We start from the raw sequence: 17,800 nt of genomic DNA, 5'->3' as shown, positions 1-17,800 counted from the left end.
GTCCCGTTACATGCCGCGCATCGGACGGACACCTCCACCCATTAGACTGCATACAGCAACAGACGAACAGAATCGAGGCATGATGAGCGACGAGAACGTCAGCCCGCTGCAGCACCTGATCGAGGTGCTGCGTCTGGGCACTCCCTCCGATTACCGCAACCACACGTATCTCAACGGAGAGAGCCTGTACTTCCCCACCGGCCGCGTCTACGGCGGCCAGGTGATCGCCCAGTCGCTCATAGCCGCGGCGCGCACGGTGCCCGAGGGCCGTCTGCCCCATTCGATCCACGGCTACTTCATCGCCGCGGGCGACATCCACCAGGACCTGCTCTTCGACGTGGAGTCGCTGCGCGACGGCCGCTCCTTCTCCGCGCGCCGGGTGAACGTGACGCAGGCCGAGGGCGCGATCCTGACCGCGATCGCCTCGTTCCAGGAGGCCGGCCAGGCGGGCGTCGAGTTCTCCGACCCGATGCCCGCCGACCTGCCCGATCCGGAGTCGCTGACCTCCGCGAAGGAGCTGATGGCCCCGTTCGCGGGCAAGTCGCCGTTCGCCGACTACTATGCGCAGCGCTCCCCCTTCGACATCCGCCACATCACCCCGACGGTGATGCTGCGGCCGGACCGCGAGTCCGCCGACGCGGACTCCGGCCGCCAGATGGTGTGGATGAAGGCCGACGGCCACGCCGACGTGCCCCAGGAGATGCACCGCGCGATGCTGGCGCTGGGCTGCGACCAGGTGATGATGGAGCCGGTGCTGCGCCGCGCCGGCCTGTCGATCGCGACGCCGGGCATCTCCTACGCCTCGATCGACCATTCGATGTGGTGGTACCGCGACGTGGACATCAACGACTGGCACCTGTACGTGCAGGACACGCCGACCGCCGCGCACGGCCGCGGCCTGGGCACCGCGAAGGTGTATTCGCGTTCGGGCGAACTGGTGGCGGTGATGGCCCAGGAGGCGATGATCCGCGTGCCTGACCCCACCATGGCTTCCAAGTCCAAGACGGACAAGTCCAAGGCCGCCAAGCCCACGGACAAGACGGCGGGCACGGCGGCGCCCGCGCGCGGAGCCGCCACTCAGGCCTGAGCCGCCGCGCTCAGTCGACCTTGGTGGTCGGATTGGCGCTGGCGGCGACGCGCTCCATCGTCAGCCCGGCCACATGGCTGAGCTCCATGGTGCCGCTGCCGCCGTCGACGCCGCCGAGCGTGACGTCCCTCAGGGTCACGTCACGCACCTCGTGGCCGGGCTCGTCAAAGCCGACAAGGAGGACGGCCGGCACCGCTCGGCCGGCGTCATCCCCGCGCCACTGCCGGCCGAGCGCATGCACCCGTTCGAAGCGGAACCGCTCGAACACGGGCTGGCCTGGGCCGGCCTCGCCGTCGTCGTTGTAGGTGACCGCGTGCACGGTGATGGCGGCGACGGTGCAGTCGCGCACATCCACCTCCCGCACATAGCCGCCGCGCTTGGGGGTGCCCTTGATGTGCACGCCGTACAGCGAGCGGGACAGGTCGCAGTCCCAGATGCGCACGTCCTCGACGCCGCCGCTCATCTCCGAACCGATGGCGATGCCGTGGCCGCCGGTGGAGGAGCAGTCGAAGATCCTCACATGCCGGGTGGGCCGGCCGATCGTGTTGCCCTCGGGGTTCTTGCCGGATTTGATGGCGACTATGTCGTCGCCGGTGTCGAACCGCGTGTCGAAGAGCACGCAATTCTCGCTGGAGTCCGGGTCCCAGCCGTCGCCGTTCCACACGCCGCGGGAGGCGATGGCGCAGCCGTGGGTGACCACGTCGCGCGAGTAGATGAGGTGCAGGTTCCAGCTGGGACCGTCGGCGAGGCTGGGACCGCACAGGCGCACATGCTCGGCGTTGGCGATGGTGACGAGGCGGCCGCGGGCGCGCGCCGGCACCGTGTCCTCGTTCTCGCAGGTGGCGATGTAGTCGGCCATCGCCGCAAGCTGGTCGGCAATGCGCGCCCGCTCGGCCTCGGTTTCGGCCCGGGCGAGCGCCGCCCCGCCGCCGCGGATGGTGCCCGGGCCGCTGATTCGCACATCGCGCGTGGTGAAGCCGGCGGCATGGTCGAGCGTGCCGATGGTGATGAGGCTGGCGTAGCACAAGCGCTCCACGCCCTCAAACCGGCTCCAGACGCGCGGCTCGTAATCGGCGGGGTCAGCGCTGCCTTGGAGCGTGGCTCCGGCGGCGACGTGCAGCTCGCTGCCGGAATGCATCCGCAGCGCGCCGGTGAGGAAGGTGCCGGCGGGGATGACCACGCGGCTCGCCGCGTCGCAGTCGTCGAGCGCCTGTTGGATGGCGGCCGTATTCAGCGTGACGCCGTCGCCGGCCGCGTGGTACGGCGCGGCGGTGACGACGATGTCGCGTTTGGCGGGCGGCACGCGCACCGTCAGCTCCCCGAGCCGGACAGGCCGGTCAGTGCCGGCCGGCAGCATCGTCACCGTAGCACGGTGCGGCCCTTCGGCCAGCCCCTCCAGCGTCAGATGCGTGCGCGTGGTAGTTCCGGCCGGAGCGCCGTCCACCTCGATGGCGTAACAGGTGCCGGGGGCGGCGGCGTCGGGCTTGTCCCAGTACAACGTGGCCGCGTCGGCGTCCACGCAGGCGTCGAACAGGTCGAATCCGGCGACCATCGTTCCTCCGTTTCGAGTCGTTCCGTTGCCCCGGCGCCGCGGTCAGCGCCCGGAATCAAGCCAGGCGGCCGTGTTGCGGGCGGCCTCGGCGCCCACCTCATCGTAGGCCTGCTGGACGTAGTGGAAGTCGTCCTTCATGAGTCCGCGCGCCTTCATTCCCTCGAAACCGGTGGCCACAAGGGTGACGCGCGGGTCGTCCGCGGCGATCGCGCGCTGCTCGGCGCGGATCGGCGCGTAGTCGACGGTGGGGTTGGCGCCGTTGTACCGGCCGATGAGCACGAGCAGGCAGTGTTCGATGCCCGCCGTGCGCATCGCGCCGAGCATCCGGTCAAAACGTTCGCGGTAGACGGCGGGCGGCGTGGCCACGTCACCGTCGGATTCGCCCTGGCACCACAGCATGAGGCGGTGGCGCACGGCGATGCCCTGGCCGGCGAGGAAGGCGTCGGCGGCGTGCAGCCGTCTGATGGCGTCCGTCAGGAACCGGCCGCCGGGCTGCCACTCGTCGATGCGGCTGCCGCCTTTGGAGGCGGAGACGCCGACCACCGGCGTCCCGGTCAGCGGCGCGAGCGCGTTGACGAAGGCCGTGGCCATCGATCCGGTTTTCATCGTGCCGTCGTCGATGCCGCTGGCTCGGTTCTCCTTGACGCCGAAAGGCTCGGCCAGCGGGCTGAGCCGGTCCGGCGCGGTGACGGCGCGGTATTCCCAGCCGACGCCCGGCAGCGCGGCCGGGGCGCCCTCGGGATGCTCGGGCGTCGTGATGCCGCGGCCGGCCATGTTGGACTGGCCCATGAACATGATGAGGTCGACGGCGCGGGGCGACGCCTGCGCCGTCGGTTCCGATGGATGCGTTGCCATCCGGATCCCTTCCCTTTCCGATGCCGTTGCGCATCGATATCCGACGATGGCGGCACGGGGTGTGCCGCCCTGACGATCACGTCCGTCTGCGGAAGTCGACCGTCGTCTCCCTGGTGGTGACGTGGTCGGCGCGGACCGGGCGGATGACCTGCGGCCGGCCGGGGTCGTTGATGCGGTCGATGAGCGTGTGCAGCGCGGTAACCGAGACCTCGCGCGGCATCTGCGAGATATTCGTCGGCTTCGTCTCGAAGCCCTCCAGCCTCGAGTCGGGGCAGATGCTCAGCAGCGTCAGGTCCTGGCCGGGCACGACGCCGAGGCGTTCCAATGCGAACATGATGGTTTTCGTCGGCTGCGGCTGGCGGGTGACGATGGCGAGACGGTCGCCGATGCGCTCGGAGATCGCCTCCAACACGGCGGGAATGTCCCGCTCGTCGAAGGGCACCACGGCGAAATCCATGCCGTGCGCGGCGCAACGCTCCCGCATCGCGTCGTAGAGCCGCCGTATGTAGAGGAAGCGGCCGGAACCATCGGCTAGCTCGTCGAGGAACAGCACCTGGTGGGTGCCATGCGCCGCCAGATAGTCGACGATAAGCCCGCCGGCATGCGCATAGTCGAAGTACACGCAATCGAGGCCATGGCTGTCGCGCGGCTGGCCGAACACGACGGTGGGCAAGCCGATCTCCGCGGCCACAGGGATGCGGCTGTCGTCGGCCTCGATGTCCATCAGGATGAAGCCGTCGCAGATGTTGCGCCCCTCCATACGGGTGAGGCTGTTCGGGTCGGCCTTCGTGGTGTTGAGGATGACGTCGTACCCCAGGCGGTACGCCTCCTCGATGATCGTGGTCATATAGGGAATGACGTCCGAACCGACGGAGTCATAGGACAGCCGTTCGATGAGGGTGATGAGGTTGGTGCGCTGGGTGCGCAGCGTGCGGGCGCTGGAGTTCGGGTGGTAGTCAAGCGCCTTCATCGCGGCCTCGATGCGCGCGGATGCATTCTTGGACACCGGCCGGCTGCCGTTCATGTAATAGGAGACCGTGCTCTGCGCCACTCCGGCAAGTCGCGCGACGTCCTTGCTGGTGGCTTTGGCGCGCGTTCCTGGCACTATGGGGGTTCTCACTGGCGCTCCTTGGTCGAACCGTATCATCTCATCGTATGGGGCCCGGCGGATGTCCGTTCAGGCCACCGTGTCCTCCCATGTGACGAGCATCGCCTCGAAGAGTTCGTCGTCGTCCAGGTGTTTCTCGAGCGTGAGCAGGGTGGTCACCTTGCGTTCCTCCTTCGAGTAGATGAAGTCGCGTTGCCATTGGTAGCAGACCGGTCCGTCGCCCATCTGGCGCAGGAAGCCCATGAGCTGGCTCATCGTCCAGGCGCTTTGCTCGATGTCGGCGAATCCCTCGTTGTGGTAGAAGCCGTGCCAACGGCCGTGCCCGCGTCCGAGCATCGCGGCGCGGGCGCGCCGGAACTCGCGGCGGGCCAGGCCCGCGCGCCAGAAGGCGTGCTGCCAGTCCTCGCGCAGGCCGTCGCGCAGGGCCACGCAGGCCAGGTGCGTGCCTTGGGCGCAACGCGCAAGGACCTGGGCGTGCATGGCGATGGAGTCGTCGAACAGGCGGCGCGCATGCGGCCGCATGGCGACGGCGGCGGCCGTGTTCCGGTCGGCGAGCGTGCCGTAGGCTTCGGCAGCCGTTTCGGCCACGTGGTCCACCGCGTCGATCTGTCCGGTCAGGTCGTGTGCCGTCGGCGCGGCCCAGGCCAGGCCTTCGGCGGGGGTGGCGCCGGTGTGGTCGCGTATGAATTGGTTGGCCAGTATGCGCGGGCAGTGGTTGAAGTATTGGTCGCCGGCGGCGTTGTCCCAATGCCGGCCGTAGTGCGTGGCGGCGTGGAAGTAGGCGCGGTGGGATTCGGCGGCCGCGGCGGCGTCGGCCTTCTCCGGCCCGTAGTACGCGGCGGTGTAGTCGGTCAGGTGGCGGTCCACGGCCGTCTGTGCCTCGGCGAGGCCGGCCGCGCTGAGATAGGGGTCGTCTCCGGGGGCCTCGGCGGGCGAGGATGCCGCCGTGGCCGTCACGCCGGAGGCGGGGGCGCCGTCCGCACCGGCGGGGGCGGTCTCGCCTTCGCGCCATAGGCGGGCGATGAGGTCGAGGTAGTAGACGTGTGGTTTGACGTTCGAGGAGTTGATGACCCAGAACGCGTCGCCGCCTCGGCGCAGCACCTGGCCCAGCTCGGCCGTCACATGCGCCGGGTCGCTGGGCAGCGTGGTCACATGCGTGGCGGCCTGCAGGTCGTAGAAGGAGGCGTGGTAGTAGATGCCCTGGGCGCCGTGGTCGGCGGGGTTGGGCATCGCGTCGATGCGGGGGTCGTGGTTGTCCTGGCGGCGGGTGACCATGCGGCCGTAGCCGTTGTCGGACCAGACCTTGATCACGTCGTCGGGGATGTCGAGCACGCCTTTGCGGTACAGTTCCAGCGTTTCGCCGTACAGGTACGCGCAGCAGCGCGCCGTGGGGTCGGCGTCGGTGACCATGCGCCGTTGGATGCGGATGATCTCGGAGATGAGGGCGCCGCGCTTGGCGTCGGTGTCGTAGCTGGGGTCGCTGTTCCAGAAGGGGGCGTCGCCCTGGCCGCGGAAGCCGACGTTCCAGATCACGTGCTGGCCGCGGTGCGCCTCGATGGATTCCCGCCACAGGCCTTCGAACAGGTCGCGGTGCCGGTCCCAGGAGGGGTCGAGGTCCGGGTAGGCGGAGGAGAACGGGCGCGCGCCGAGTGGCTCGGCGTGGTGCTGCGCGATGGCCAGGCCCCGGGCGGAGGCGGCGCGGGCGTGGCGGGCGGCGTTGTTGCCGGTGCCGGGGATGACCATGTTGCCGCCACAGCGCAGCAACGCCTCGAACACCATCTGCCAGGGCAGGTCGGGGTCGTTGCCGAGCTGCCAGTCCATGAGCAGGATCTCGTCGTTGACGAACCAGCCGCGCTCGGCCACGGCGTAGGGGCGGGACTCGTAGCGGTAATCGTCCGGAATCTCGACGGGACCGGTCTGTTCCGGCGTCCAGTCCATCCAGAACCAGAAATCCGGCACGCCGAGCAGCTCCCGGCTGATGTGGTACAGGCCGTGGACGAAGCCGAGCTCGTCGCCGGCCTCCACGGTGAGCGTGCTGGATCGGGCGTCGGCCGTGATGCGGAACATCTCGGCCCCGAGGCCGGGGGTGTCCTTGAGCTCGATGCGTCCGATGGCCCCGGCCGGCGCGACGGCATCGTCCATGGCCCCGTCCGACCGGCGCGGCAGCGGCGCCGCGGCGGCGGTGTCCGGCGCGACGCCCGCGCAGACGGTCATGAGATCGCGGGCGAGGTCGGCGGCGGCCGCCTCGACGGCGCTGCCGCGACCGACGGTGTCGATGGTGGTGGATGCATCCAGAAGCATCGGAATCAGTCCTCCTGTGTCCGGGCGGGAGGGACGGAGCGCCCAGGCTCCGCCCGGCATGGCGACGGATAAGTGCATGGTGCGGTGGTTCCGGCGTCACCGCCGCGGTCCGCCGCGGACCGGCCGGATATCACCCTCCGGCGTGAGATCTGCCGTTCACGGGCGTCTGGCCCGTCCTGTCAGCGGATGACGTAGGCCGCCAATCCGCTGCGCGCGGCCACCGCGCCGGCCACGCCCATGAGGGACAGGCCGAACACCGGCAGGACGAAGAAGGTGTAGGGCAACAGCAGCACACCGACCGCCAGCACGGCCAGGTCGCAGGCGAGCAGCCCGAGGTTGGGCAGGATGCGCAGCGGCACCATCGACAGCACGCTCATCGCGAACATCGGTCCGTAGGAGGACTGGCTGGTCGCGTCGATGAAGGTGCGCAGGGCGATCGGCACGGTGTACTTGGCCGGGTCGGTCAGGTAGATGAGCTGGCTGAAGAAGTCGTTCCACGTCCACATGAACGTGAACACCGCGGTCGTGCCGATGGCGGGCTTCATCAGGGGCAGCAGCACCTGGAAGAAGATGCGGACATGGCCGGCGCCGTCGATCTTCGCCGCCTCGTCCAGGTCACGCGGCAGGCCACGGATGAACTGGTAGAACAGGAAGGTGAAGAACCCGTCCATCGCCAGGAACTTCGGCACGATCAGCGGCACGTACGTGTTGATCATCGACAGGTTGTTCCAGATGATGTACTGCGGGATGATCGTCACCTGGGCGGGGATCATAAGCATGAGCAGCATGAACCCGAACATGAGCCCGCGGAAGCGGAAGTTCAGCCGGGCGAAGGCATAGGTGGCCATCGAGCAGGTCACGATGTTGCCCACGATCGCGAACGCGACGATGATCAGCGAGTTGAGGAAGTACTTGCCGAACGAGTAGCTCAGCGCGTTCCAGCCATCCGCGTAGTTATGCCACTGCGGGTCCGACACCCACAGGCCCATGTTCGTGAAGATCTCCGAGGGCTTGCGCAGCGAGCTGGCGATCATCCACAGGATCGGGTAGAGCATGAGCAGCGCCACGGCGAGCACCACCAGCTGCTTGACCACCTGCAGCACGATGCGGCGCGCCTTGTGGTGCTCCTTGTGCACGGGGATGTACGGCTCCGTCTGCGCGGCGGGCACGGCCTTGATAGCGTTTGCGTCAGTCATCGTAATGCACCCAATACTTCGAAAGGACGAAATTGATCACGGTCAGCACGGCCACGATGACCACGAGGATCCACGCCATGGCGGCGGCGTAGCCCATCTTCATCGAGCCGAAGCCCTGCATGTACAGGTAGAGCGTGTAGAACAGCGTCGAGTCGTTCGGACCGCCGGTGCCGCCCGAGACGACGAACGCCTGCGTGAAGGTCTGGAAGCTGTTGATGATGCTCATCACCAGGTTGAAGAAGATGATCGGAGAGAGCATCGGCAGCGTGATCGACACGAACTGACGCCACTTGCCCGCCCCGTCCACCGAGGCCGCCTCGTACAATTCGCGCGGAATCTGGCGCAGACCCGCCAGGAAGATCACCATCGCCGAGCCGAACTGCCACACATGCAACGCCATGAGCGTGAAGTTCGCGGTGGACAGGTTCGCGATCCACGACTGGGTGACATGCAGTCCGAGGAAGCCAAGCGCCTTGTTGAACAGGCCCTCGGCGCCGAACACCATCTTCCACAGCACCGCGATGGCCACCAATCCGCCGAGCATGGAAGGCAGGTAGAAGGCCGACCGGTAGAACGTCAGTCCCTTCATGCCCCGGTCCAGCACCACCGCCAGCGCCAGGGCGGCGATCAGCTGCAGCGGCACCGAGATGATCACATAGGAGAACGTCACGCCCAACGACTTGATGTACCGCGGATCCTGGAACAGCGTCTGGTAGTTCTGCAGCCCCACGAACTTCGGGCTCGTGAGCATGTTGTACTTCGTCAGGCTCAGGTACAGGGAGACGATCATCGGAATGAACGTCAGGCACACGGCGCCCACTATCCACGGGGCCAGGAAACCTATCGCCGGCTTGGTGTCGGTGGGACGGTCCTTCTTGCCACGGTTCTTCACCAGTGTGGCGAACTCAGCCGCGTAACTCATGCGGCACCTCCCTCCCTGGCCACGGCGGAGATGGACTCCGCTTCGAATGTATTGACCAGCACTTGCGATCCCCTTTCCTTCCGTTGCAACGACGCAACCCTGTGAGCATCTGTAGTCCAAGGGACCGGTTGTCCGGCGGTCATTGCCGTCCATCCAGTCGATACGTATTTACTCGATACGTATTTACAATATATGCCTCCGATCGCAGCTGTGCAAATACGTATCGATACGGCGCGTCTTCTACGTCACATCACCAGAAAACCCTTCTCTCCGCTGGCATTCCACGGCTCGTCACCCACGCGGCCATGCCATCGAGTCGATACGTATCGTCTCATTCCGGCGCCTTCCGGCGCCTTCTGGCCCTGAGCGAGCATGACTCAAGGCAACAGCGGACACCAGCCGATACATGCTCCAAGGCGGGAGGACATCAACCAAGCACCATCCAAGACAAAAGCAAACACCAACCAGGCACCATCCACAACAGGAACGAACACCAACCGAGCATGCTCCAAGGCAGGAACGGACACCAACCAGGCACCATCCACAACAGGAACGAACACCAACCCATCCAAGACAAAAGCAAACACCAACCGAAGAAAATCCCACAAAGTCCGAGCAAGGTGCGGGCATCGGTCAGTGCGGCAAACCGTACTCTTACGGCCAGTCAGCGTACGGTTCGCCGCATTCATACGGAGTCTGTGCGGCAAACCGTACCCTTGCGGCCAGCCAGCATACGGTTCGCCGCATTCATACGGAGTCTGTGCGGCAAACCGTACCCTTGCGGCCAGTCAGCGTACGGTTCATCGCATTCACACGGATTCCGTGCGACAAACCGTACTCTTACGGACGACCAGCGTACGGTTTGCCGCATGGGGATACGGTTCGCCGCATGGGACCGCGCACCGCACTGTCTAGTCCGAGCAGATGATTGACGCATGTCTCGGGGCATGGTTGACGCATGTGCTGGGGCATGGTTGACATGTGCGGGACCGGTGACGTCATGGTGTCACGGATTGCCTGGCAATGGTCCGGCGGAGTGATCGGCGTCAGTTCTTCCCACGCTATGCCTGGGATGACAGCCGTTCCATCCCTGCATGCACAGCTGTGCACCAGATGGTCATGAACAATGTCCCCGCATGCACAGCTGTGCACCGAATGGCCATGGCACGCCGACGAACGGCCTCTCCATGGCCATCCCATGCACAGCCCCGCCCACAAACGTCATGCCATGCACAGCCCCGGAACCCGCAACAGTCACGCCATGCACCGGCCAGGACTGTCTCCGGTCCGCTCCCGCGCAGCTGAGGATGGGCCCGCCACGACACATCTGCCGGGACCGCTCGGGGTCGTCCCGCGCACGGCTATACTCACTCGGGAAGGGCCGTGACAGGGCCGGGCCGCATGCCCAGGGAAGGACATGCGCCGTCCCGTGCCCACACACAGCAACGGAAAGAGCCATCACATGGACCAGCACACCGACGAGCACCCTCTGGCCGGCGCACTCATGTACGCTTTCGGCGACGGCATCGTCGCCGGGCACGCCTATCCCCAGGCGAGCTTCGCCACCGTGGTGGCCGAGCGGGAGGGAATGCGGCTCGAGCGCTTCGCCGTCAACGGCGCGACCATCTGCGACACCCCGTTGCGCCGCCCCCACCTGAGCGGCATGGTGCTCAGGCAGATCGAAGGCGTGCCCGCCGGCGCTCCGGCCCCTGACCTTGTGCTGTTCGACGGCGGCACCAACGACGGATGGCTGCTGTTCCGCGGCGAACTCGACGTGCATGGCGATCCTGTCCCCGGCGCCCACCACGACGCGGCCGAATACGCCGCCTGCTTCGAGCGAACCATCGGAGCGATCCGCCGCCGCTGGCCGCAGGCCGTCATCGTCTATGTGGCGGTGGCGCGGATGACCAGCCCGGACCGCGCCATCCAGGACGAGTTGCACCGCATCGCGATGGACCAGTGCGCCAGGCACGGCGTCACCGTCGCCAATGTGTACGAGGACGCGGATCTGGACACCGCGCGCGAGGCCGACCGCCTCGCCTGGTCCTTCGACGACCTTGGCTCGGATGGCCTGCCCGCCACCGAACGGACCACGCTGGTCCCCTATGACGGCGCGCGTCCCTCGGGAACCCACCCGAACCTGCCGGCGGTCGAGCGCTTCTATGCCCCGGTCGTCATTCGTGCTTTGCGCGCAGCTTGGCGGTCGCCGGAGCCACGCCCCGGCGCTGGCGCTCGGCCTTGAGCTTGGGATGCTCCGGTCCTTCGGTGGGCGGCAGCTGGCACAGCCACTCCCCCACGATGCCGATGACCATGTCCGCCACGCAGATGACGGCGGCCACCGCGCATTCCAGGATGGCCTGCGAGTAGTAGTCGGCCTCGGCGTGCGCCAGGGACATGAGAATCTGCCCCAGGTAATACCCGGCCAGCGCGGCGCCGGCCAGCCCGAGCGCCTTGGCGAGCACCAGCGTGTACAGCGCGCGCGTCGGATTGATGAAGGTGTGGGGGCGCCGCTTGGGGTCGGTGGTCGCGTATTTGTGCACTTGGATGGCGAGCACCAACACGAGCACGCCGAGCGCGGCGAAGATGGCGGAGACAAACCATGGGGCGCCGATGAGCGACTGCCCGTAGCGTTCCGCCCAGGCTGCCACACCGACGCCGGCCAGCAGGCCGAGCGCGATGGCGGCCACGAACTGCCACCACGGCGTGCGCCGCGCCCTCATACCGTGCCTCCGAGCACCCAGTTGTCGGAGAGCAAGCCCACCTGGCCGGCGTCGGGGGCCAGGGCCAGCAGGTAGGAGACCGGGTCGCGCCCGATGCGCGCGTCGGGGTCCATGTCGAGCCAGGGGGCGAGCACCGAGGCGTGGGTCCGGGCCGAGGGCCAGGGGACGCGACAATCCGGCTCGTCGGATTCGACGCCTTCCATGTCCACCAGGTCGAGGTCGAGCTGGTCGGCGTGCGAGGCTTCGATGGCGCCGAGCGTGGCGATGAGCTGGCGGGCGCCGAGCTTGGTGGTGAGCTGCACGACGGCGGCCATCGCGTCCGGCCCGTCGATGGCGCTCACATGGTAGAGGGGCGAGATGCCCTCGATCTCGCCGCCGGGGATGCCGTCGAGCGCGACGATGGCGGAGCGGAACAGCGTCTCCGCCTCCATCGACGTCGAATCCATCGAGATGACGGCGCGGCGGGATGTGCCGTCGGAGTCAGTGCCGTCGGAGTCGGTCCCGATGGGCCCATCGGTCCCGTCGGGCCCGTCGGTCTGGAATCCGGCCCCGTGCCGCATGCCAGGCTCGGCGGCCGCCCCGGACCCGGCAATCCGGGCCCCGGCCCCGTCGGCGACCAGGTTCAGGGCGGCGCCGTGGACGAGGCCCGAGTGGCGGCCGTCGGCGCTGTGGACGATGACGTCCACATGCGCGCCGTCGCCCAGCAGCCTCGCCTGCGCCGGTGTGAGGCGCAGCGTCACTTCGGCGGTCAGGCCGGCCAGCAGCGCCTCGCCGGCCGCCATCGCATCGTTGCCCATGGCCGGATCACTCCCCCGGCTTGATGCCCGCGGAGCGCTTGAGCTCCTCGGGGATCTCGACCGGAGGCTTGTCGGAGTCGGGGCGGCGTTCGTCGCTCAGCCACACCGGGCGCTGCGGCGCCTTGCGGATGTTGGCGAAGATGGCGGCGAGCTCCTTCTCGTTGAGCGTCTCCTTGACCAGCAGCTGGCGGACGAGCTCGTCGAGCACGTCGCGGTTCTCGTTGATGATCGTCCACGCCTCGGTGTGCGCGGTCTCGACGAGCTGGCGCACCTCCTCGTCGATGATCTCCGCGGTGCGGTCGGAGTACTTGCGCGGCGAGAGGCCATCCATGACGGTGGTCTGGTCGTCGTCATCGGTCCACTTGATGGCGCCGAGGCGGGCGGAGAAGCCGTACTCGCCGACCATCGTGCGGGCGATGGCCGTGGCCTTCTCGATGTCGTTGGACGCGCCGGTGGTCGGGTCGTGGAACACGACCTCCTCGGCGGTGCGGCCGCCCATCGCATAGGCCATCTGGTCGAGCAGCTGGTTGCGCGACTGCGAGTAGCGGTCCTGCGTGGGCATCACGGCGGTGTAGCCCAGGGCGCGGCCACGCGGCAGGATGGTGACCTTGGTCACCGGGTCCGTGTTGTTGAGCGCGGCGGCGACCAGCGCGTGGCCGCCCTCGTGGTACGCGGTGTTGCGCATCTCCTCGAGCGCCATGCCCTTGGACTGGCGCTTGGGGCCGGCCTGCACGCGGTCGATGGCCTCGTCGATGGCGCGGTTGTCGATGAGCTGCGCGCCGGCGCGGGCGCACAGCAGCGCGGCCTCGTTGAGCACGTTGGCCAGGTCGGCGCCGGTGAAGCCCGGCGTGCGCACGGCGATCATATGCAGGTCCACGTCCGGCACGAAGGGCTTGCCCTTGGCATGCACTTTGAGGATCGCCTCGCGGCCCTCGAGGTCCGGGGCCTCCACGGCCACCTGGCGGTCAAAGCGGCCCGGGCGCAGCAGGGCCGGGTCGAGCACGTCGGGGCGGTTCGTGGCGGCGATGATGATGAGGTTGGTGTCGTTGTCGAAGCCGTCCATCTCCACGAGCAGCTGGTTGAGGGTCTGCTCGCGCTCGTCGTGGCCGCCTCCCATGCCCGAGCCGCGCTTGCGGCCGACGGCGTCGATCTCGTCGATGAAGATGATGGCAGGCGCGTTTTTCTTCGCCTCGTCGAACAGGTCGCGCACACGGGAGGCGCCCAGACCCACGAACATCTCCACGAAGTCGGAGCCGGCCATCGAGTAGAACGGCACGCCCGCCTCGCCGGCGATGGCGCGCGCCAGCAGCGTCTTGCCGGTGCCGGGAGGGCCGTACAGCAGCACGCCACGCGGGATGCGCGCGCCGAGCGCCTTGTACTTGGACGGGTCCTTGAGGAAGTCCTTGATCTCCTCGACCTCCTGCACGGCGGCGTCCTCGCCCGCCACATCGGAGAACTTCGTGGTGGGGGTCTGCCCCTCGAGCAGCTTGCCGTTGTTCTTCTTGCCGCCCATGCCGAACATGCCGCCGGCGCCGCCCATGCGGCTCATGAGGAACCAGAACAGCGCGAAGATGATGAGGAACGGCAGCAGCGAGGTGACCAGGTAGCTGAGCATGCTGGTCTGCTGGATGGAGGCGGTCCATCCCTTGGACGGATCGGCCTCCTTGACGGCCTTGATCACGTCGGCGCCCTGGGCGAACGTGTAGTAGAACTGCACGTTCTTGCCGTAGTTGTGCGTGCGGCCGGTGTCCGGGTCGCGCTTGGTGTAGTCGCTGCTGAGCTCCAGCTTGACGGACTGGGTGTTGTCCACCACCTTCGCGTAGGTGACGGTGTCGCCCTTGAGCAGGCTCATGCCGTCCTTGGTGTCGATGGTCTGCGTGCCGCCGCCCATGAGCATCTGGAACATGAGGATGACGACGAGCACCACGACCACGCCCCACAGCCACGGGGACTTCCAGAACGGGCGCGGCTGGCCGGCGTTGCCCTTGCCGGAGCCGCCGGCGTTGTTGTTCGGGTCGCGGCGGAACGGATTGGTGAACGGGTTGCCGCCGCCCTGGTTGTTGTTCTGCGGGTTCGGGTCCTGGAGGAAACTCATGCCTGACCTCCTTGGTACACGGACGGCTTGAGCACGGCGATCGAATCGAGGTTGCGGAAACGCTCGTCATAGTCGAGTCCGAAGCCGACGACGAACTCGTCCGGGATCACATACCCGTGGTATTTCACGTCCACGTCCACCTCGTGGCGGGACGGCTTCTCGAGCAGCGCGAAGATCTCCACGGAGGCGGCGCCGCGGCGCTTGAGCTCCTCCGCCAGCCAGGCGAGCGTGCGTCCGGAGTCGATGATGTCCTCGACGATGAGCACGTGGCGTCCGCGCACATCCGTGGACAGGTCCTGGCGGATGGTGATGGTGCCGGAAGACTCGGTGCCGGAGCCGTAGCTGGACAGGCTCATGAAGTCCATCTCGACGGGGATGCTCATCGCCTGCGAGAACGCGGCGAGCGTGTTCACCGCCCCCTTGAGCACCGCCACCAGCAGCGGGGCCTTGCCTGCGTAGTCCTTGCTCGCCTGTTCGGCGGCTTCCTCGATCTTGGCCGCTATCTGGGCCTTACTGACCAACTCGTGGTCAATCATGTCCTGAACGTCAGCGATTCGCATGCGCTCCATCTTGGCACACGTGAATGACGTGTTTCTGGCGGTTCGCTGAATGTCCGCCGGGAAGAGCCACGCCGCCCTGGCCGTGCCAGTCAGCGACGAGCCGGTCGATGGCGGCGACCTGCCGCGCGTTGCTCGCGATGCCCGCCGCGGCCAGGGCGCGGGCGATGACGCGGGTGCGGATGGCGGGATGTTCGGCCTGGAGCGAACGGGCGTCGATGGCCGCGAGGTCGCCGGGGCGCAGCAGTCCGGAGGGGCCGCCGGCCGGTTCTGCGGCGAGGGCGACGGCGCGTTCGCCGGCCGCGTCGGCGAGCGCGTCGAGGCAGTCGCGGTCGCGTTGCGCCAGGCGCGCCCCCTCGGCGAGCCGGCGCGTCACGTCGGTCCCGGCGAAGTCGGCAAGGAAAGGGACCAGGTCGTGCCGCACGCGCGAGCGCAGCGGATAGTCGCGGGGCAGCGGACCGTCGTCCGCCGCCGCGTCTGGCCCGTTGGTGGGGTCGTCCCACCAGTCGAGGCCGAGGGACCGGCAGATGCCGGTCGTGTCCTGGCGCGTCAGGTCGAGCAGGGGGCGCAGGAAAACCACGCCGTGGTGGACGGCGCGCGGCGGCATGCCGGCCACCGCGTCGAGGCCGCCGGAGCGCAGCAGACCGAGGAGCACGGTCTCGGCCTGGTCGTCGCGCGTGTGGGCGAGCAGCACGGCGGCGGCGCCAAGCCGGGCCGCCTCGTGGGCGAGCGCCGCGTAGCGCGCCTCGCGGGCGGCGGCCTCCACGCCCTGGCCGGCGTCGCCGGCCACCTGCACGCGCCGCACCGCCACCGGCGCCAGGCCAAGCGTGCGGCAGCGGTCCGCGGCCGCCTGGGCCACGGCGTCGGAGCCGTCCTGCAGGCCGTGGTCGACGACGACGGCGCCGCAGCCGAACCCCCAGGCGGCGCAGACGATGCGGGCGACGGCGGCGAGCGCCATCGAGTCGCGTCCGCCGGAGCAGGCGACGAGCAGCAGCGGCGCGCCGGGGGCGGGCTCATGCTCGCCGTGTTCGAGGAAGCGTGGGTCCGCCGGCCCCAGGCCGAGGCCGGCCAGCGCGGCGCGCGTCGCGCCGATGGCCGCGCGCATCCGAGCGTCGTAGGGCATTCGCGCCGTCCTTTCCTTACCGGTTCCGCAGGTCCGCCGTCTCACCGCTCACAGCGCGGCGAGGCCGGCCATGAGGTCGTCGATGGCCTTGGAGGCCTCCCATTCGTTGCCGGCGTGGTTGACGATGACGGCGAAGCAGAGCACGCCGCCGTCCTTGCGCGAGACGTTGCCGGCCATCGACCGGACGCCGACGAGGCTGCCGGTTTTCACGCGCAGCAGGCCGTTCACGGAGGCGTCGGCGCCGCGGCTTTTCGCGGTGCCGACCAGCCCGGGCACGGACATGCCTTCCAGCGCGGCGGCGCCGCCCTTCTCGCCGAGCAGCCTGGCCTGCACGCCGATGAGCGTGCGCACGCCCAGGGTGGTGCCGGGGGCCAGTCCCGAGCAGCTGGTCAGGTGCAGTCCGTCGGTGGGGATGCCGTGCGCGGCCAGCACTTGGGCAACGGCTTCGGCGTCGCCGGCGGAGGAGTTGCCGGTGCCGAGCCGCAGCGCGGTGAGGCGGCCGAAGAGCTCGGCGAGGGTGTTGTCGGAATGGCGCAGCATGAAGGCCATGACCTCGCCAAGCTGGGCGGAGCTGACCTGGGCCACGGGGGTGGCGCCGTCCGGCGCCTGCCCGGCCTGCGCCGCGCCGTCCACGGCGATGCCTTGCTCCCGCAGGCGCGCGGCGAAGGTGTTGGCCGCGTCTTGGGCGGGGGTGGTGGACAGCCGCGGGTAGGCGCCGGAGTCGTCCGGGTCTGCGGGCTTGGGCAGGTCGGTCCACTGGCGGCCGCCGTCCACGGCCATCGTGGCGATGCCGGTGTAGTAGCGGTTGTCGCCGTTGTTCTCGACGATGGCTGCAGGCGAACGATCCTCCCCGAACAACGTGTCGTCGTAGCGCACGGTCACGGCGGAGACGCCCTGCGCCTTGAGCGCCCGGGCGGTGCCGGCGGCGAGGGTGCCCAGGCCGGCGCGGCCGTTGGTGTGATCGAGATCGTTCTCCCCCGCGCCCAGCAGCATATCGCCGTGGCCTTTGAGCGTGACGGTGGTGGCGCCGTCGTCCGCGTGCGTCACATAGGCCTCGGTCTGGATGGTGGAGCCCATGTCGAGCGTGTGAGCGGCGGCGAACGCCGTCAGCGTCTTGGTGACGGAGGCCGGCTCGCGCACGGTGTCCGCGTTGCGTTCGGCGACGATGTGGCCGGTGCCGTCGGCGATGGCGGCGGAGAAGTCGGCGCCCACGCCCGGCGCCGCGGCGAAGGCGTCCAGCAGCTGGCTGGCCTTGGCCGCGTCCACCGGCACGTCCAGTTTCGCGTCGGCGACCGCCGGGGCGCCGGCGCGCGCGGTCAGCGTGGCCGGCACGGCCCTGGCCGCCGCGTGGCGCGCGGTCAGCAGGCCCGGCGCGACATCCGTCAGGTCGGCGGCGAGGTAGCCGCCGCCCACCGCCAGCGTGAGCGCGACCGATGTGATGACGGTGACGGTCCGGTATGTCCGCTGCTTCCGGTGACGACCCACGG

The 17,800-nt window shown here is 68.7% G+C and carries 12 protein-coding genes and 2 pseudogenes; 2 read left to right on the top strand and 12 right to left on the bottom strand.

Annotated elements, in window-relative coordinates; translation table 11 throughout:
- Positions 1–82: 82 nt before the first annotated feature.
- Positions 83–976, top strand: a pseudogene (locus tag H7U32_RS06525) (acyl-CoA thioesterase); the annotation flags it as partial.
- A 121-nt stretch (positions 977–1,097) separates the two neighbouring features.
- Here H7U32_RS06525 and H7U32_RS06520 read toward each other — a convergent pair.
- From H7U32_RS06520 to H7U32_RS06495, 6 genes are all read right to left on the bottom strand, one after another.
- Positions 1,098–2,639 carry a glycoside hydrolase family 28 protein gene (locus H7U32_RS06520; protein ID WP_204469132.1) on the bottom strand — a complete coding sequence of 514 codons (1,542 nt, stop codon included), beginning with the start codon at positions 2,637–2,639 and terminating at the stop codon, positions 1,098–1,100.
- A 42-nt stretch (positions 2,640–2,681) separates the two neighbouring features.
- Positions 2,682–3,494, bottom strand: coding sequence for a sialate O-acetylesterase (locus H7U32_RS06515; protein ID WP_204469131.1), 813 nt, complete (start codon positions 3,492–3,494; stop codon positions 2,682–2,684).
- Positions 3,495–3,570: 76 nt separating this feature from the next.
- Complete coding sequence (locus H7U32_RS06510; RefSeq protein ID WP_275051227.1) at positions 3,571–4,641, bottom strand: LacI family DNA-binding transcriptional regulator; 1,071 nt, start codon at positions 4,639–4,641, stop codon at positions 3,571–3,573.
- Between the two features lie 30 nt (positions 4,642–4,671).
- Positions 4,672–6,903, bottom strand: a complete 2,232-nt coding sequence (locus H7U32_RS06505) for a glycosyl hydrolase 115 family protein (RefSeq protein WP_204469127.1) — start codon at positions 6,901–6,903, stop codon at positions 4,672–4,674.
- Between the two features lie 179 nt (positions 6,904–7,082).
- Positions 7,083–8,099 (bottom strand): carbohydrate ABC transporter permease, encoded by a 1,017-nt coding sequence (locus tag H7U32_RS06500; protein WP_239457573.1) that lies wholly within the window; start codon positions 8,097–8,099, stop codon positions 7,083–7,085.
- Positions 8,092–9,021, bottom strand: coding sequence for a carbohydrate ABC transporter permease (locus H7U32_RS06495; RefSeq protein ID WP_204469126.1), 930 nt, complete (start codon positions 9,019–9,021; stop codon positions 8,092–8,094). Before H7U32_RS06495 ends, H7U32_RS06500 begins: the two co-directional genes overlap by 8 nt.
- 1,462 nt (positions 9,022–10,483) lie before the next feature.
- Here H7U32_RS06495 and H7U32_RS06490 point away from each other — a divergent pair.
- Positions 10,484–11,263, top strand: coding sequence for an SGNH/GDSL hydrolase family protein (locus H7U32_RS06490; protein WP_204469124.1), 780 nt, complete (start codon positions 10,484–10,486; stop codon positions 11,261–11,263).
- Here the strand turns inward: H7U32_RS06490 and H7U32_RS06485 are convergent.
- The 6 genes and pseudogenes from H7U32_RS06485 to H7U32_RS06460 form a co-directional block, all read right to left on the bottom strand.
- Positions 11,196–11,741: a DUF3180 domain-containing protein gene (locus tag H7U32_RS06485; protein WP_204469122.1), complete on the bottom strand. Its 546-nt coding sequence runs from the start codon at positions 11,739–11,741 to the stop codon at positions 11,196–11,198. The genes H7U32_RS06490 and H7U32_RS06485 overlap by 68 nt on opposite strands.
- A pseudogene (locus H7U32_RS10790) lies at positions 11,738–12,208 on the bottom strand (2-amino-4-hydroxy-6-hydroxymethyldihydropteridine diphosphokinase); the annotation flags it as partial. The pseudogene H7U32_RS10790 and the gene H7U32_RS06485, both read right to left, overlap by 4 nt.
- A gap of 337 nt (positions 12,209–12,545) precedes the next feature.
- Complete coding sequence (ftsH, locus tag H7U32_RS06475) at positions 12,546–14,633, bottom strand: ATP-dependent zinc metalloprotease FtsH (protein WP_204469118.1); 2,088 nt, start codon at positions 14,631–14,633, stop codon at positions 12,546–12,548.
- The gene (gene hpt / locus H7U32_RS06470) at positions 14,630–15,202 is read right to left on the bottom strand and encodes a hypoxanthine phosphoribosyltransferase (RefSeq protein WP_204469116.1); all 573 of its coding nucleotides are present in this window, start codon (positions 15,200–15,202) and stop codon (positions 14,630–14,632) included. Before hpt ends, ftsH begins: the two co-directional genes overlap by 4 nt.
- Complete coding sequence (gene tilS, locus H7U32_RS06465; RefSeq protein ID WP_204469114.1) at positions 15,180–16,313, bottom strand: tRNA lysidine(34) synthetase TilS; 1,134 nt, start codon at positions 16,311–16,313, stop codon at positions 15,180–15,182. Before tilS ends, hpt begins: the two co-directional genes overlap by 23 nt.
- 48 nt (positions 16,314–16,361) lie before the next feature.
- The gene (locus tag H7U32_RS06460; protein WP_204469112.1) at positions 16,362–17,798 is read right to left on the bottom strand and encodes a D-alanyl-D-alanine carboxypeptidase/D-alanyl-D-alanine-endopeptidase; all 1,437 of its coding nucleotides are present in this window, start codon (positions 17,796–17,798) and stop codon (positions 16,362–16,364) included.
- Between the last annotated feature and the right edge of the window lie 2 nt (positions 17,799–17,800).

This window comes from Bifidobacterium pullorum subsp. saeculare (assembly GCF_016899725.1).
Taxonomy (GTDB): domain Bacteria; phylum Actinomycetota; class Actinomycetes; order Actinomycetales; family Bifidobacteriaceae; genus Bifidobacterium; species Bifidobacterium pullorum_C.
The sequence above is the reverse complement of the archived record's forward strand: the minus strand, read 5'-3'. Positions and strand labels throughout refer to the sequence as shown.

Excerpts from the sequence above, each read along its gene's own strand:
- H7U32_RS06520 (WP_204469132.1), bottom strand. The coding sequence starts at position 2,639 with ATGGTCGCCGGATTCGACCTGTTCGACGCCTGCGTGGACGCCGACGCG.
- H7U32_RS06515 (WP_204469131.1), bottom strand. The coding sequence starts at position 3,494 with ATGGCAACGCATCCATCGGAACCGACGGCGCAGGCGTCGCCCCGCGCC.
- H7U32_RS06510 (WP_275051227.1), bottom strand. The coding sequence starts at position 4,641 with ATGATACGGTTCGACCAAGGAGCGCCAGTGAGAACCCCCATAGTGCCA.
- H7U32_RS06505 (WP_204469127.1), bottom strand. The coding sequence starts at position 6,903 with ATGCTTCTGGATGCATCCACCACCATCGACACCGTCGGTCGCGGCAGC.
- H7U32_RS06500 (WP_239457573.1), bottom strand. The coding sequence starts at position 8,099 with ATGACTGACGCAAACGCTATCAAGGCCGTGCCCGCCGCGCAGACGGAG.
- H7U32_RS06495 (WP_204469126.1), bottom strand. The coding sequence starts at position 9,021 with ATGAGTTACGCGGCTGAGTTCGCCACACTGGTGAAGAACCGTGGCAAG.
- H7U32_RS06490 (WP_204469124.1), top strand. The coding sequence starts at position 10,484 with ATGGACCAGCACACCGACGAGCACCCTCTGGCCGGCGCACTCATGTAC.
- H7U32_RS06485 (WP_204469122.1), bottom strand. The coding sequence starts at position 11,741 with ATGAGGGCGCGGCGCACGCCGTGGTGGCAGTTCGTGGCCGCCATCGCG.
- ftsH (WP_204469118.1), bottom strand. The coding sequence starts at position 14,633 with ATGAGTTTCCTCCAGGACCCGAACCCGCAGAACAACAACCAGGGCGGC.
- hpt (WP_204469116.1), bottom strand. The coding sequence starts at position 15,202 with ATGGAGCGCATGCGAATCGCTGACGTTCAGGACATGATTGACCACGAG.
- tilS (WP_204469114.1), bottom strand. The coding sequence starts at position 16,313 with ATGCCCTACGACGCTCGGATGCGCGCGGCCATCGGCGCGACGCGCGCC.